The following is a 14,867-nucleotide window of genomic DNA, read 5'->3' as shown; positions in this document are numbered from 1 at the left end:
ATTTACTCCTTTAGATTGATTTTCTTGATTTACGACTCTAAAATTTTAGATAATATAATGTTTATAAATTATTCATCAATAATATTATTTAACACATACTCAGTAAAACAAATTTGACTTTTCTCATTGACACATTGTTTAACAGAATTACAAAAATTAATAGTAGTTTGAGGTGTAATCCTTCCTGCATGAATCGTCATAATTCCATGGGCAACTAAATGCCTCATAGCTTGTGCAATGACTAAAATATTGTCATTTTCTTTTTCCTGAAATTCAATGACTTTGTCTTTTAATCGGCTACCATAAAGTTTATCATGGAGAAAAATTAGTAATCGCTTAGATTTTCTCAGTTTATTAGCAATTTTTGGCTCGTTAATACCCCATTCATCAGCGATAAATTTGTTTGGCTTTCCTACTGCTTTATAAAGTTGTTCGAGGGCAGAGTAAGCTAAAAACACCCCAAAAAGACTACCATAAGCCTCTACAGAGAGTTCGGGATAGTCTTTGAGGTTTATCCCTTCATAGGATTGGGCAAGGCGAAAACGGGCGGCAAAACGGTTAATTTCAGAAAGATTAAGGTTTTCTGGCAGAGATACTTCTGGATTTTTTTGCCTCCATTGACAAAATGTATCCCATCCTTCAGGGTAGCTCATGATTTACTCCACATATCCATAAATTTATTGTTGACTATTGGCAGATTCTAAAGTTCATTCTTATGATAGATTCGTCCATTAAGACAAATATAATTCCCCTACTCGCTCAATGCTCATCCTTGATGATACTTCAATGGTAAGGGGCGATCGCCCTTGATTGTCAAAATGTTCCGCCGCCGCACAACCAATCATGGCTGCATTATCGGTGCAATATTTGAGAGGGGGAAAATATACCGTTAAACCATTATCCTCACAAGCAGATTGTAAACTAGCCCGTAAACCACTATTAGCCGCTACACCACCCCCCACGGCAATGGTATCCAATCCCAAATCTAAACAAGCCCTTAGCGCCCTTTTTGTCAATGCTTTCGCCACGGTAACTTGAAAACTAGCACATAAATCAGGGATGGGTAAATTATCCTCTCCCATTTCCTCCTTTAACTTGGTTACTAAACGCAATACTGCCGTTTTTAGCCCACTAAAACTCGAATCGTAGGGATGAAAACCTTGATTATTAGGTAATGAAACTCGCCCTTCTGGTAACTTAAAGGCTTGGGGATTTCCTTCCTTGGCTAATTTATCGATAATCGGACCCCCCGGATAGCCCAAATTTAACAACCTTGCCACCTTATCAAAGGCTTCCCCCGCCGCATCGTCACGGGTTGAGCCGATATTTTCATAGTTACCGCAACCTTTCACATGGATAAGGCTAGTATGTCCCCCCGAAACTAATAGGCACAGAAAAGGCGGTTTTAAATGGGGTTGGGCAAGGTAAGAGGCAAAAACATGACCTTCCAGGTGATGAACCCCCAAAAAGGGCTTATTATGTACCATAGCGAGGGTTTTTCCTGCCATTACCCCCACCATCAAAGAACCCACTAACCCAGGTGTCACCGTAGAGGCGATCGCATCTATTCCATCCCATCCCAAACCCGATTCTTCCAACGCTTTAGCAATACAGGGGTTAACCATTTCCAAATGTTGCCGAGAAGCCAACTCAGGTACTACTCCCCCATAACTTTCGTGTAACTTTATCTGGGATGCCACCACATTACTTAGTACAGTGCGATCGCACACCACCGCCACACTCGTATCATCACAACTGCTTTCAATCGCCAGAATCGTCGCCATTACTTTGTCAATTTGTTAAGAATAATAAACTTTCCTGTTATTACTTTACTGCATTTCCCGAATCGCTGTAAGATCACGTTTGAAGTAAATTTTTTAGCTTCATTTTTTGTAACAATAATTTGTTGTTTCGTAACAAAAGGAAACAATTTTATGGGTAAAATATTCAGTCTCGTATTAGCATTTACACTTTCACTAACACTATGGGGTAACTTTAGCGCCCCCGCTCACGCAGATTTATCTCATCTCACTCCCTGTAGTGAATCTGCCGCTTATCAAGCAAAAGCTAAAAACTTCCGTAATACCACCAACGATCCCCAATCTGGTCAAAAAAGAGCAGAAAAATATGCCGAAGCTCTTTGTGGGCCTGAAGGCTATCCTCGTTTAGTGGTAGATGGCAGATTAGATCACGCTGGTGATTTCATCATCCCCGGCTTACTATTCCTTTATACCGCAGGTTGGATTGGTTGGGTAGGTCGTGCCTATCTTATCGCCATCAGAGGGGATAAAGACGCTGAGATGAAAGAAATCATTATCGATGTACCTTTAGCCATCAACAAAATGCTACTTGGCTTTAGCTGGCCTCTTCAAGCATTAGGTGAACTCAAATCTGGAGCATTAACCGCCAAAGATTCTGAAATTACCGTTTCACCTCGCTAATATTCATTGATTTTTAATTATTTTTTTGGGAGATTTTTTGATGAAAGGTTTACCTACTTTTTTATCTACAGCACCTGTTTTAATTACTGCTTTATTAGTATTTACAGCTGGTCTATTAATTGAATTTAACCGCTTTTTTCCTGATCTTTTATTCCATCCCATGGGATAGTTTTTATAAAAAAAAAGATTAACATCCAAGGGTGTAGCTAGATTTTTTTCTAGGCTATGCCCTTTTTCTTAATCTTCGTGTATTACATTCGACTACATTTTCCTTAACAAAAAAAATCCCAAAATAGGGTTTGAACAATACAGTCTTTACGATATGATTAGGGTCATTACAAAAATTTATTGTACTTAATTAAAATACCAGAGGAAATAAAAACAGTGGTTAGAGTAGCTATTAATGGTTTTGGAAGAATTGGACGCAACTTCTTACGTTGTCTATTAACCAGAGAAAACAGTGGCCTAGAATTAGTAGGTATCAACGACACTTCCGATCCCCATACTAACGCACATCTTCTCAGATATGACTCCATGCTGGGAAAATTAGACGCAGACATCCAAGCAGATGACAACTCCCTAATTGTTAATGGTAAAACTATTAAATGTGTTTCAGACCGCAACCCTTTAAATTTACCTTGGGCTGACTGGGGAGTTGATATGGTTATCGAATCCACTGGGGTATTCGTTACCGATGAAGGTGCTTCCAAACACATTCAAGCAGGAGCAAAAAAAGTATTAATCACCGCCCCCGGAAAAGGTGGCAATATTGGTACCTATGTTGTGGGTGTTAACCATGAAGATTATGACCATGATAAATTTAATATTGTTAGTAACGCCAGTTGTACCACCAACTGTTTAGCTCCTGTAGCTAAAGTATTACACGAAAACTTTGGTATCATCAAAGGTACCATGACCACCACCCACAGTTACACTGGGGATCAACGTTTACTCGATGCTAGTCACAGAGACTTAAGACGGGCGCGTGCGGCAGCTATCAACATAGTACCTACCAGCACTGGGGCAGCTAAAGCGGTAGCCCTTGTATTACCTGAACTTAAAGGTAAGTTAAACGGTATTGCCCTAAGAGTACCCACTCCTAATGTTTCTGTGGTTGATTTGGTAGTACAAGTAGAAAAAAGTACCATCGCCGAGCAAGTTAATGATGTACTAAAAGAGGCTTCTGAAGGCTCTTTGAAAGGAATTTTAGGTTATAACGAATTACCTTTAGTATCCTGTGATTACCGTGGTAGCGACTTCTCTTCTATCGTAGATGCTAGTTTAACCATGGTAATGGCTGGAGATATGGTTAAGGTTGTTGCTTGGTATGACAACGAATGGGGTTATTCTCAAAGGGTTGTGGACTTAGCTGAGTTAGTAGCTAAGAAATGGAAATAAGATATAGGTTTTTATCTTTTTAGTTATGGACTAAATATTTCATAGGGAAGAATGTATTTCGGTATGTTCTTCCTTTTCTTTACTTAATTCTTTATTTTTTGTTAAGAGTCCCAAGACTAAATGAGAAATATTTTAGTTAAAATGATGATGTGTGTAAAAATCTCTAGTAAGGTAATATAGCCATGGTGCAGACTTTAGAGAAGCGAAAAAAACAATGGTTGTCTAAACCTATCGGCGAAAAATTGGAAGAAGCGGGATTAATTTCTAAATATCAAATCGAGGTTGCCCTTATAGATCAAGTATCCTATATTGATAATAAATTTGGAGAAATTTTGGCTCTCAGGGGCTGGTTAAAACAGCATACTATTGATTTTTTTGTCAAAGATTTACCTAATTTGATTAATAGCTCCCACAAAATTCCTATTGGTAATTATTTTAAGGCAGCAGGTTTATTGGACGAGAGGCAGGTAGAGGAAATTTTAAAGGAACAAAATAATTCTGAGATAAAATTTGGTTACATTGCTGTTTTAAAGGGTTATGTGAGACAGGAGACTTTAGATTTTTTCTTAAGACATTTTGTTTATGATGGATTGGAAAGGAAAACGATTCATCAGAGTAAGGATACTTTTATTCAATACGATACAGATGTTGTAGCACCCCAGAGTGATTTTGATTTTGATTCTCTTTGGGATTAATATTGGGAGTTTTTCAACTAATGAATTTAATCTGGTTGCCCCATGGTTTAAAATAACTCTGATACCTTGTAGTAATAAGGAAAGCCATTGTCTAAAGAAAGATTAGATACGTTATTAACCAGTCAAAATTTATGCTCTTCCCGTGCTTTGGCACAAAAGTTAATTCGGGCTGGAAAGGTTCGGGTTAAGGGGCAAATAGTTGATAAACCGGGAACTTTGATAAGTGTTGATAGCCCCATTGAGGTAAAATCTGAGCCTCCTTTTGTGTCTCGGGGGGGGGAAAAGTTGGTTAAGGCATTAGAGTATTTTGCCATTGATGTGGAAAATAGAGTTTGTCTTGATGGGGGCATCTCTACGGGGGGATTCACCGATTGCCTATTTCAACGGGGGGCAAAAAAGGTTTATGGTATTGATGTAGGTTATGGGCAGGTGGCTTGGAAGATAAGGCAGGATGAGCGGTTGGTGTTGAGGGAGAGGACAAATTTTCGTTATCTAACCTATGATGATTTATATCAGGATAGTGAGCCACCTAATTTTGGGGTAATGGATTTATCGTTTATTTCTTTGACGAAGGTTTTACCTACCCTTTGGCAGTTATTGGTAAATCCGAAGGAGGTGGTTTTATTGGTGAAGCCCCAATTTGAGGTGGGTAAGGGTAAGGTTGGAAAAAAGGGGGTAGTGAGAGATTTTCGTTTACAAGCAGAGGCGATCGCCTCTATCCTTAATTGTGCTCAAAGTATAGGATGGAAATATAGGGGGTTAATACCTTCTCCTATTCAAGGGCCCGCAGGAAACGTAGAATATTTATTATGGTTGGCAGACTCTGGGGAGGATTTGATGCCTTCTGAGAAAGATTTAGGAGAAATCACTAAACAAGCAATGAATTAGTAAATTCGGGTATTGCTTATTTTGGCTATGCCACATCATTTAACTACAGCCAATATACAATATTAGAACTGTTATTACTATTACCTATTGCCGAACTAAACTAAAAATTATGTCTTAATCCACCAACACCTATTTTTTTTACACCCCCATCGGAAGAAGTGCTAATTAATAACGGTTTCCTTAGAAATATCTTTGCTACTGATGGGTTTAGCAGAGACATTTTTACCCTGACTACTCCTTGAAGGCTCATCATCGGAACCCAATTTAATTAATATTTTAGGGCCCGAACTAGCTAAACGGATAATCATTCCATCCCTAACTAAAACTTTATTGATTTTTCGCCCGTTTACAAATGTACCATTAGAACCTAAGCTAATTAATGCCCAGTCTTCTTTATGGGGCCGAATTTCTAAATGATGACGGGAAACTACAGCACTATACAATACTACATCGTTATCATTAGCCCTGCCAATTCTGATCACCTTGTGGGGTTCAAAATTCCATTTTTGGACAGGGGTAGATTTGAGGGGGTGCAAAAGAGTTAAGGTAATCACCAACATTCCATCTGGATAGATATTTTGTATAGTTTGTATAGTTATAAATCAATGACAACTATTTTAACAAGTTTATTTTAGCTGAAAAACGGTCTTTTGTCTGAATTTTTCCTAACACTTAACCTTAGTGGTTGATAACTATAGTAATCCTGCGTTGGATAAACCGAGAATAAACCCGGCTCCTAGTATATGTCCTAAACTAGCGGTCGCTAATAATTCGGGTAGTCCAAAATTTTTCCAAATTGCTGGTTTTGCAAGGGGTAAATCGGGGCCGACTCCTGATTTTTGGATGGCAAAACGTCCGATAAAAACAGCCACGAGGTTCGCTGAAATCATGACTAAAGCTACTTGAAAATTCCATTCAACGGTTTGAGGTACTTGGGCTATTAGATGGGAAAAGGTGATTAAATTCATTTTTATGATAAATTTGATTATGTTAACTATTTTGGTTATTTTACTCTTTCTAATAGTTTTTTGCTGATTTACTTAACTTTAATTAATCTTTTTTTATTAACTTTTATTATTTTTATTATTTCCCTGTACCATGCGCATAAAAATCTGTGGTTTAACTAATGTTGAGGAAGCAAAGGCGATCGCATCTATGGGGGTTGATACCATTGGTTTTATCTGTGTAAAGGATTCTCCCCGTTATATCTCTCCTTCTAGTATAAGGGCGATCGTGGAACAACTTCCCCCTCAAGTTAGTACCATTGGTGTATTTGTCAATACCTCTGTGGCAGAAATTGTTGAAATAGTTCACCAAGCCAAGTTAACAGGGGTACAACTCCACGGAGAGGAAGACATCGCTTTTTGTGAACAATTACGATCAAATTTACCCGACATCGAGATAATCAAAGCCATTAGATACAAAAATCCTCAATCACAACAGGAAGCTGAGGAATATATTCCCGTAGTTGACACCCTTTTAATCGATACTTATCAAAAAGGAATCCATGGGGGCACAGGAAAAACTTTTAATTGGCAAGAATTAAGGGATTATCGTCCTTCTCGCCCTTGGTTAGTGGCGGGGGGAGTTAGTCCTGATAATGTGATTACTGCTTTTGATACTCTACAATGTGATGGAATTGATCTTTCTAGTAAGGTGGAAATTAGCCCGGGCAAAAAAGATTTGGACAAAATAAGACAACTAATTACTAGCCTAGAATCTATAAAAAATAGTTTGCCTAATTAGGGTTTAATTTTTCGGTGTTGCTTATTTTTCATCATTAAACTACAGCAAATATATAATACTAGAACTATGATTACCATTGCCCATTCCCCATTGCCGAACTAAACTAAAAGGAATACCTTAATTCACCAACGCCAATTTTTCTTGGTGACAAAAGCCCGAAGATAGTTTTATCTTTACTAGGCTTAAGTCTTTTTTATTCTTTTTCTTTTTTTCCTCAAAAAATTAGGAAAATTTAAGGGTTTAGTTTTGTTTCTATCTCGCTGATGGAGAGGGTTTCTTGTTTTCCTGTGTCGAGATATTTTAGTTGGATGGTGTTGTTTTCTACTTCACTATCTCCCAATACTAGGCATATTTTAGCACCAGTGCGATCGCCCCTTTTAAACTGCTTCCCAAAATTACTACCCGTTAAATCAAGCTCCACTTTATAACCCTTTTGTCTCAAATCTTGGGCGATAATAAGGGCTTTGTTTTCTGCCTTGTCACCCCTCGAAACAAAATAAATATCAGGACTAGAAGCAGAAAGGGGTTGCAATTCCTTGAGTAGGAGAATTAAGCGCTCCATGCCCATGGCCCAACCGATAGCAGGGGTATCTGTACCCCCTAACTGAGACACTAACCCATCATATCTTCCCCCACCGCACACCGTAGCCTGAGCACCTAAATCGGCGGATTGAATTTCAAAGGCGGTATCGGTATAGTAATCAAGCCCCCTCACCAAACGAGGGTTGAGGTGATAAACAATATTTAGATCATTAAGTAGTTGACAAACTTGGTCAAAATGTGCTTTGGATTCTGTGCCTAGATAGTCCAAAATAGAGGGGGCATTCTCGGCAATCTCTTGGGTTTTCTTATCTTTACTGTCTAAAATGCGGAGGGGATTACGTTCAAGGCGATCTTGGGAATCTTGATCTAAATCTTCTTTGTAAGGGGTGAGATAGGCTACTAAAGCATCACGATATTTTTGTCTATCTTCGCCGCTACCCACGGAATTTAGTTGTAAACTGAGGTTTTTTAACCCCAAGGCTTTTAAAATGTCAGTGGCGATCGCAATTACTTCCACATCCGCCCGAGGGGCTTTTACCCCCAACAACTCCAAGCCAATTTGATGGAACTGTCTTTGTCTTCCTGCCTGGGGGCGCTCGTACCTAAACATAGGTCCTGTGTACCATAATCGTTGGATGCCCCCACTAGCCAACTTATTTTGAACATAGGCTCTCACCGCCCCTGCCGTACCTTCTGGACGTAACGTTAAAGTGCGATCGCCCCTATCGGTAAAAGTGTACATCTCCTTACCTACCACATCAGTAGCCTCCCCAATGCCCCGCTCAAATAAAGGGGTTTGCTCAAAAATAGGAGTCCTAATTTCCTGATAACAAGCCCGAGACAAAATATCAAAAACAGTCCTTTCCAAAAACTGCCAATAAACCACCTCATCGGGCAAAATATCCCTAGTACCACGAATCGCTTGAATTTGTTCCATCACAACCTATCCTAAAAAAATAATCACAAAAAAAACTTTAATAATTAAACCGAAAAATTGTCAACAAAGTATCTCACCTCCTTCACAAACTCCTCCGTTGACTCATAGGGCAAAACATTACGCCCACTAATTATTTTCCCTTCCAAATTAGGAATATTTTTACCATACAATTCTATTCTTTGTTCAGGACTTTCCTTAAAGCCATCCTTACTAACACTACTAGCCGTTTTTCCCATCAAAAGTAAAATTTTCTGATCTAACTTCTGCATCAATTTAGTGTAATTTTTACGCCAAAAACCAGCCAAAAAAGAAAACACCGCATAACGATATTTAGGATCCATCGCTCCCTTTTCCAACATCGTCAACCACTCATCATCCACCCCATCAGCCTCTGCAAATAACTGCTTAATAGAAAAAGACTCGATAAACTTCCTCCTCTGAGCATACTTATAAAACAAAGAACCCACAAAAGAATCAAAAAATAAATTCCAGACAATATCACTAATTTTTGAATTGCCCCCATTGGTCATAATATTCCAAGCAGGAGGCCCCGACAAAATTAAACCCTTAATCAAATCACACTTCAAATCCCCCGCTGCCATATAAACAGAAATAGGAAAAGAAGCCCCTTGCACCACCAAAATACAAGGTTTTTTAACCACCGTTTCCAAAAAAACATTTAACTGACTAGCCCAATCTTTTGGATCATAAGCAATACGGGGTAAATCACTCTCACCACACCCGAGCAAATCAGGATTATAAACCTTATAATTACCATCACAATTAGTAATAGCTTTTAAAAAACGGTGCCAAAAGATACCCGACAAACCCACCCCAATCGGATGAATTAGCACCAAAGGTAAAGATGTTGATTCACTATCAGAACCATATTCCGTATAAGCACATTGATATTTTTTCCAAGAATAAAACTTAGTTTCAGGTAAAATAAACATAATCTAAAAAATAATCTTAATAAAATAAATCTGAGTTACAATAGCATTATCAAAATACTAAACATAATCATTAAAGGCTAACCTTTAATCAAACAACAGCTAATCATCATCATTAACTTTTGAGTTATTCATTTTCATTCCCAAAGAGAAAATAATTATTTCCTTGGCTATCATTTACATATGGTTAAAACAAATAGTCATGACTCACCGATGGGTAATTGTAAAAAAAACTCAGCCTTTTGTAGTGTAATGGATAATGAAGCATTAATGGTCAAATAATAGAGGATTGAATGACTTTTGAACGCTCTTAAACAAATATCTTTTGTTGTACCTAGTGACTTGCTCTGTTTGGGGGAAGTGTTAGGAAAATATGAAGAAGTAAAACCAGAATCTATCAATCAAAGAGTTTGGCTAGAATGCCAACTAGCTTTAGCCGAAGGTTTTACCAATGCAGTTCGTCATGCCCATAAAAATTTACCCCCAGAAACCACCATCGAAATAGAGATTATTATTAGCCCTTCAAATTTAGAAATCAAAATTTGGGATCAAGGAAGTCCTTTCAACTTAATCTCACCCCCAGAGTCCAATAAAAAAGATGATAGATTAAAAACAGGGGGCAGGGGCATTGAAATATTGGAAAAAGTAGCCGATGAACTAAAATACGAACACTATCCCGATAGTCGAAATTGTTTAAGTATTAAAAGGAATCTTGAATTGTAGAGATTAGCTTTTGATGGGTGATTGCACATTGTCCGTTGTTTACTTGGTGGTGCGATACAATGAAAAGTATAGATAAGAAAAAACCATAGGAGTAAACGAGTTTTGAATCGTCAATCAACCAATATATCTTCATTAATAGCAGCTATCGTAACCGCTTTTATTGTATTTATTGGACTTAATTCTTTCGTCATTATTAACCCCGGGCAAACAGGTGTGTTGAGTATTTTGGGTAAAGCTCAAGATCAACCACTATTAGAAGGTATTCATTTTAAACCTCCTATTATTTCTGCCGTTGATGTTTATGATGTGACAGTACAAAAATTTGAAGTACCAGCCCAAAGTTCTACTAAAGATTTACAAGATTTAACGGCTAGTTTTGCCATTAACTTCCGTCTTGATCCCATTAAAGTCGTTGAAATTAGAAGAACACAGGGTACTCTACAAAATATTGTAGCCAAAATTATTGCTCCTCAAACCCAGGAATCTTTTAAAATTGCGGCCGCTAGACGCACCGTAGAAGAGGCAATCACTAAACGAAGCGAGTTGAAGGAGGATTTTGATAATGCTCTAACTTTCCGTCTCGATAAATATGGCATTATTGTCCTAGATACCAGTGTAGTAGATCTTGCTTTTTCTCCCGAATTTGCTAGGGCGGTAGAGGAAAAACAAATCGCTGAACAACGCTCTCAAAGGGCTGTTTATGTGGCAAAAGAAGCGGAACAGGAAGCTCAAGCTGATATTAACAGAGCGAAGGGTAGAGCAGAAGCTCAAAGGCTATTAGCTGAAACCCTTAAGGCACAAGGGGGCGAATTGGTACTACAGAAAGAGGCGATCGAAGCATGGCGCAACGGTGGTTCTCAGATGCCCAAAGTTTTGGTTATGGGAGGAGATTCTAAAGGTAGTGTTCCTTTCTTGTTTAACCTCAATGATGTTGCAAACTAATTCTTTACTAATTTAACTATAATTATTAGGGTGGGCTATGTCCACCTTTTTTAATAGCTATATTTGATAATTAACTCATCTTCCAAATCAAATAAAAGTTATCACTAATGGCTAAACAACGATGTGCAAGTGAATAGAAAAGACCGAATGCGCCTCACAGATGCTGATGTCACTAGCTCTGTCTCTAATACCCGTAAGCATACGGGATCTTTGAGAACACTAGGGCAGATGAAGCTTCAAAGCTCCAAACTCAAAGAAGGTAAGGTTTTAAAAAACCCGCACTCCTCAGAGTCGGGGTAGTTCATTAATATTATCGATCTTCAGGTACTAACTCACTATTAAACTGATTAAAAGTTTTTCTTTTTAATTGTACAGATTCAGAACGAGGTAAAAGATTAAATAAATTCCTTAAAATATCGTCCACCTCTTCAAATTCAATGATGCCTTTACCATTATAAATTTCTTTTTCATTCTCATCTAAAATCACCGTCTGGGGAATAATACCTTCATAGTAATATCCCACCTCATCAGGCTTGTAACTATCTTTTACAGGAATAGTATCCACATTTACGGGAATAATACTAGCAGCCCGTCCATAAAATTCTTGGAACCGGGAAACAATAAAAGCGAACTCCTTAGAATCACTATTATCATCCAGATAATAAACTATAATTGCGGGCAACTTACGCTCAAAAGACTGTTTTAAAGTAAGACGGGGAGGTACTAATGAACCATTTCCAGCATATACCACAAAAATATTACCATCATAGCGATCTGTGTCTATGTCAGCCATACTATTTTGGGGATAACTAGCCCATAAACAAAGGCAAGACAGAAAAACTAAAATAACTCTTTTTAACATCAGAATAATCAAAAAATTAACCAATATACTTTTTATTTAACAAAGAATCATCTTATCATGGTGGGCATTGCCCACCCTACACAAGTTATTCCGCTTTGGCAAAAACCAACTCCCCATCTTCATACTTAACCAATACTGTATCCCCTTCTGTGAAAGTGAGATCAAGGATTTTGGTGGCGAGGGGATTTTCTAATTCTTTTTGGATTGCCCGTTTGAGAGGACGAGCGCCATAATTAGGGTCATAACCCACATTTACAATATAGTCCTGTGCCTCTGGGGTTAACTCAATTTTAATTTGTTGCTCACCCAAAAGACTTTGTAAACGAGCTAATTGTAAGGTAACAATATGGCGTAATTCTTCTTTCTTGAGACTGTGGAAGATAATTAAATCATCGATACGGTTTAAAAATTCGGGGCGGAAATGTTTACGCAAGGAAGTCAAAACCTGAGTGCGCATTTGCTCATAATTGGTATCGTTATCTCCTAAATTCAAAATATACTCACTACCGATATTAGAAGTCATCACGATGATGGTATTGCGAAAATCAACTAATCTACCTTGACTGTCAGTAATTCTGCCATCGTCTAATACCTGCAAAAGAATATTAAAAACATCTCGGTGAGCTTTTTCCACCTCATCAAGTAACACCACAGAGTAAGGGCGACGGCGAATGGCCTCGGAAAGTTGTCCTCCTTCCTCATAACCCACATACCCCGGGGGGGCGCCTAACAAACGAGATACGGAATGTTTTTCCATATATTCCGACATATCAATTCTCACCATGGCATCTTCCGAATCAAAAAGAAAAGCTGCCAAAGCCCTTGCTAATTCAGTCTTACCCACCCCTGTGGGCCCCATAAAGAGGAATGAACCGATGGGACGGCTAGGATCTTTCATACCCGCCCTTGCCCTGCGGATGGCCGCAGAAACGATCGCCACGGCTTCCCCTTGCCCCACTACTCTTTCTTGGAGATGGGATTCTAGTTCGAGTAATTTTTGGCGCTCAGTTTCCAACAGACGACTCATGGGAATACCCGTCCAACCAGCCACAATTTCTGCGATGTCGGCATCGGTGACGTTTTCCCGTAACATGGCGTTTTCTTGGGACTGAATTTTCAGTAATTCTGCTTCCTTCGCCTCTATATCATGTTGGAGGGTTTCTAGTTTACCATACTTAATTTGAGCCGCCTTTTCATGATCATAAGCCCTTTCCGCCTTATCCAACTCTAGGCGCACTTGCTCTTCTTCGGTTTTGAGAGCCTTTATTTCATCTAATAATTCTTTTTCTTCTAACCATTGGGAAGATAACTCTTTTTGTTTCTCTTGTAATTCATTAATTTCGGCTTCGATGCGCTCGAGGTTTTCTTGGGCAGATTTATCGTCTTTGCCTTCCCCTTGAAGGGATAGTTGCTCCATTTGGAGTTGTAACAAACGACGATCTAAGGCTTCTAATTCTAAGGGTTTAGAGGTTATTTCCATTTTTAGCCTAGCCGCTGCCTCATCTACTAAATCGATGGCTTTATCGGGCAAGAAACGATCTGTAATATATCTGTGGGATAAAGTAGCCGCTGCAATGAGGGCAGAATCGGTAATTTTTACCCCGTGATGGACTTCGTAACGTTCTTTTAAACCCCTTAAAATGGAGATGGTATCTTCTACGGTGGGTTGTTTGATATATACTTGCTGAAAACGGCGCTCTAGGGCAGGATCTTTTTCGATATGCTTACGGTATTCATCAAGGGTGGTAGCCCCAATACAACGCAATTCTCCCCTAGCTAACATGGGTTTGAGGAGGTTTCCTGCATCCATGGCACCCCCTTCCCGTGAACCTGCCCCGACTACGGTATGGAGTTCATCAATAAAGAGAATTATTTGTCCATCGGATTCGATTACTTCTTTTAATACCGAGCGCAACCTTTCCTCAAATTGTCCTCTATATTTTGCCCCTGCAATGAGGCTTCCCATGTCGAGGGAGATTAATTGTCTATCTTTGAGGGACTCTGGCACATCTCCATTAACAATTCTTTGGGCTAAACCCTCGGCGATCGCAGTTTTGCCTACCCACGGCTCACCGATAAGCACAGGATTATTTTTGGTACGACGGGATAAAACTTGAATTACGCGCCTAATCTCATCATCTCTACCGATGACAGGGTCTAGTTTTCCAGCCTTTGCCTGTTCAGTCAAATCCCGACCATACTTTTCGAGGGGGGCGCTTTCTTTTTCTTCTTCTTCCTGATTTTCTGGGGTTTGGGTTGTGTCCTCTGCCTGCTCGATGCTAGTTTTAAAAGATTTGATTTGTAACTGAAAATCTTGAGCATCAAGGTTAAAGGTGCGTAGGGTACGTTTACCGATGCGCTCATCCTCTGAAAAAGCAGTCAAGATATGGGATACACCGATGATGTCATCCTGCCAACTTTCTTTACAAGCCTCTGCCCTATCTAAAAGTAAGTCTAAACCACGACCCAAATACAGTTGATTAACACTGAACATTTTTGGCTGACGAGTGGCATAGGTGCGTAATTGTTTTTCTAGGGTAGGTAAGTCTATCTTGGCTTGGGTGAATATTTGCCCTGCGATGGTGTTTTCTTCCAACAGTGCCAAAATTAGATGCTCTACTTCTAAATTTTGATTTTTGAAATTACGACATACTTCTTGCGATCGCACTATGGCATCCCAAGCACTCTCAGTAAATTTATTCGGATCAGTTGGCTGCATTATCTATCAGTTATGGGTGACTT

General features: G+C 39.0%; 16 protein-coding genes. 8 read left to right on the top strand and 8 right to left on the bottom strand.

From position 1 onward, the window contains the following. Nucleotides 1-68: 68 nt before the first annotated feature. Both ACXITR_RS00155 and tsaD read right to left on the bottom strand, forming a co-directional pair. A complete protein-coding gene (locus ACXITR_RS00155) occupies nucleotides 69-653 on the bottom strand; it encodes a hypothetical protein (protein ID WP_457995204.1) in 585 nt (194 codons plus the stop codon). A 78-nt stretch (nucleotides 654-731) separates the two neighbouring features. Next, on the bottom strand, nucleotides 732-1,784 hold the full coding sequence (gene tsaD, locus ACXITR_RS00150) for a tRNA (adenosine(37)-N6)-threonylcarbamoyltransferase complex transferase subunit TsaD (RefSeq protein ID WP_457995203.1): 1,053 nt from the start codon (nucleotides 1,782-1,784) through the stop codon (nucleotides 732-734). Nucleotides 1,785-1,934: 150 nt separating this feature from the next. Here tsaD and ACXITR_RS00145 point away from each other — a divergent pair, with 150 nt between their 5' ends. The 5 genes from ACXITR_RS00145 to ACXITR_RS00125 all read left to right on the top strand — a co-directional run bounded on the left by ACXITR_RS00145 (nucleotide 1,935) and on the right by ACXITR_RS00125 (nucleotide 5,422). After that, the gene (locus ACXITR_RS00145) at nucleotides 1,935-2,441 is read left to right on the top strand and encodes a Photosystem I reaction center subunit III (protein ID WP_457995202.1); all 507 of its coding nucleotides are present in this window, start codon (nucleotides 1,935-1,937) and stop codon (nucleotides 2,439-2,441) included. A gap of 40 nt (nucleotides 2,442-2,481) precedes the next feature. Then, complete coding sequence (psaJ, locus tag ACXITR_RS00140; RefSeq protein WP_069790752.1) at nucleotides 2,482-2,610, top strand: photosystem I reaction center subunit IX; 129 nt, start codon at nucleotides 2,482-2,484, stop codon at nucleotides 2,608-2,610. 215 nt (nucleotides 2,611-2,825) lie between these two features. Continuing rightward, nucleotides 2,826-3,839, top strand: a complete 1,014-nt coding sequence (locus tag ACXITR_RS00135) for a type I glyceraldehyde-3-phosphate dehydrogenase (RefSeq protein WP_457995201.1) — start codon at nucleotides 2,826-2,828, stop codon at nucleotides 3,837-3,839. A 182-nt stretch (nucleotides 3,840-4,021) separates the two neighbouring features. Beyond that, nucleotides 4,022-4,534 carry a hypothetical protein gene (locus tag ACXITR_RS00130; RefSeq protein ID WP_457995200.1) on the top strand — a complete coding sequence of 171 codons (513 nt, stop codon included), beginning with the start codon at nucleotides 4,022-4,024 and terminating at the stop codon, nucleotides 4,532-4,534. A gap of 87 nt (nucleotides 4,535-4,621) precedes the next feature. Further along, entirely contained in the window at nucleotides 4,622-5,422 is an 801-nt protein-coding gene (locus tag ACXITR_RS00125) for a TlyA family RNA methyltransferase (RefSeq protein ID WP_457995199.1), read from the top strand. A gap of 161 nt (nucleotides 5,423-5,583) precedes the next feature. On the opposite strand, the gene ACXITR_RS00120 is transcribed toward ACXITR_RS00125, so the two are convergent. Both ACXITR_RS00120 and psaK read right to left on the bottom strand, forming a co-directional pair. Further along, complete coding sequence (locus ACXITR_RS00120; protein ID WP_457995198.1) at nucleotides 5,584-5,982, bottom strand: FHA domain-containing protein; 399 nt, start codon at nucleotides 5,980-5,982, stop codon at nucleotides 5,584-5,586. Nucleotides 5,983-6,114: 132 nt separating this feature from the next. Next, nucleotides 6,115-6,390 (bottom strand): photosystem I reaction center subunit PsaK, encoded by a 276-nt coding sequence (gene psaK, locus ACXITR_RS00115; RefSeq protein ID WP_457995197.1) that lies wholly within the window; start codon nucleotides 6,388-6,390, stop codon nucleotides 6,115-6,117. 130 nt (nucleotides 6,391-6,520) lie between these two features. Here psaK and ACXITR_RS00110 point away from each other — a divergent pair, with 130 nt between their 5' ends. After that, the gene (locus ACXITR_RS00110; RefSeq protein WP_457995196.1) at nucleotides 6,521-7,168 is read left to right on the top strand and encodes a phosphoribosylanthranilate isomerase; all 648 of its coding nucleotides are present in this window, start codon (nucleotides 6,521-6,523) and stop codon (nucleotides 7,166-7,168) included. A 232-nt stretch (nucleotides 7,169-7,400) separates the two neighbouring features. Here ACXITR_RS00110 and hisS read toward each other — a convergent pair whose 3' ends face one another. Further along, entirely contained in the window at nucleotides 7,401-8,648 is a 1,248-nt protein-coding gene (gene hisS, locus ACXITR_RS00105; protein WP_457995195.1) for a histidine--tRNA ligase, read from the bottom strand. A 44-nt stretch (nucleotides 8,649-8,692) separates the two neighbouring features. After that, a complete protein-coding gene (locus ACXITR_RS00100) occupies nucleotides 8,693-9,601 on the bottom strand; it encodes an alpha/beta fold hydrolase (protein ID WP_457995194.1) in 909 nt (302 codons plus the stop codon). 297 nt (nucleotides 9,602-9,898) lie between these two features. On the opposite strand from ACXITR_RS00100, the gene ACXITR_RS00095 reads away from it, so the two are divergent. Continuing rightward, nucleotides 9,899-10,321 carry an ATP-binding protein gene (locus ACXITR_RS00095; protein ID WP_457995193.1) on the top strand — a complete coding sequence of 141 codons (423 nt, stop codon included), beginning with the start codon at nucleotides 9,899-9,901 and terminating at the stop codon, nucleotides 10,319-10,321. 102 nt (nucleotides 10,322-10,423) lie between these two features. After that, nucleotides 10,424-11,263, top strand: a complete 840-nt coding sequence (locus tag ACXITR_RS00090) for a prohibitin family protein (protein ID WP_457995192.1) — start codon at nucleotides 10,424-10,426, stop codon at nucleotides 11,261-11,263. Between the two features lie 310 nt (nucleotides 11,264-11,573). On the opposite strand, the gene ACXITR_RS00085 is transcribed toward ACXITR_RS00090, so the two are convergent. Next, complete coding sequence (locus ACXITR_RS00085) at nucleotides 11,574-12,125, bottom strand: thylakoid membrane photosystem I accumulation factor (RefSeq protein WP_457995191.1); 552 nt, start codon at nucleotides 12,123-12,125, stop codon at nucleotides 11,574-11,576. Nucleotides 12,126-12,210: 85 nt separating this feature from the next. Then, nucleotides 12,211-14,844, bottom strand: a complete 2,634-nt coding sequence (clpB, locus tag ACXITR_RS00080) for an ATP-dependent chaperone ClpB (RefSeq protein WP_457995190.1) — start codon at nucleotides 14,842-14,844, stop codon at nucleotides 12,211-12,213. Nucleotides 14,845-14,867: the final 23 nt, after the last annotated feature.

This window comes from Cyanobacterium sp. (genome assembly GCF_054166785.1).
Note: the sequence above shows the minus strand (reverse complement) of the source record. Positions and strands in the feature narration are given on the sequence as shown.

Excerpts from the sequence above, each read along its gene's own strand:
- ACXITR_RS00085 (WP_457995191.1), bottom strand. The coding sequence starts at position 12,125 with ATGTTAAAAAGAGTTATTTTAGTTTTTCTGTCTTGCCTTTGTTTATGG.
- clpB (WP_457995190.1), bottom strand. The coding sequence starts at position 14,844 with ATGCAGCCAACTGATCCGAATAAATTTACTGAGAGTGCTTGGGATGCC.
- ACXITR_RS00145 (WP_457995202.1), top strand. The coding sequence starts at position 1,935 with ATGGGTAAAATATTCAGTCTCGTATTAGCATTTACACTTTCACTAACA.
- ACXITR_RS00130 (WP_457995200.1), top strand. The coding sequence starts at position 4,022 with ATGGTGCAGACTTTAGAGAAGCGAAAAAAACAATGGTTGTCTAAACCT.
- hisS (WP_457995195.1), bottom strand. The coding sequence starts at position 8,648 with ATGGAACAAATTCAAGCGATTCGTGGTACTAGGGATATTTTGCCCGAT.
- psaJ (WP_069790752.1), top strand. The coding sequence starts at position 2,482 with ATGAAAGGTTTACCTACTTTTTTATCTACAGCACCTGTTTTAATTACT.
- tsaD (WP_457995203.1), bottom strand. The coding sequence starts at position 1,784 with ATGGCGACGATTCTGGCGATTGAAAGCAGTTGTGATGATACGAGTGTG.
- ACXITR_RS00155 (WP_457995204.1), bottom strand. The coding sequence starts at position 653 with ATGAGCTACCCTGAAGGATGGGATACATTTTGTCAATGGAGGCAAAAA.
- ACXITR_RS00120 (WP_457995198.1), bottom strand. The coding sequence starts at position 5,982 with ATGTTGGTGATTACCTTAACTCTTTTGCACCCCCTCAAATCTACCCCT.
- ACXITR_RS00100 (WP_457995194.1), bottom strand. The coding sequence starts at position 9,601 with ATGTTTATTTTACCTGAAACTAAGTTTTATTCTTGGAAAAAATATCAA.
- ACXITR_RS00110 (WP_457995196.1), top strand. The coding sequence starts at position 6,521 with ATGCGCATAAAAATCTGTGGTTTAACTAATGTTGAGGAAGCAAAGGCG.
- psaK (WP_457995197.1), bottom strand. The coding sequence starts at position 6,390 with ATGAATTTAATCACCTTTTCCCATCTAATAGCCCAAGTACCTCAAACC.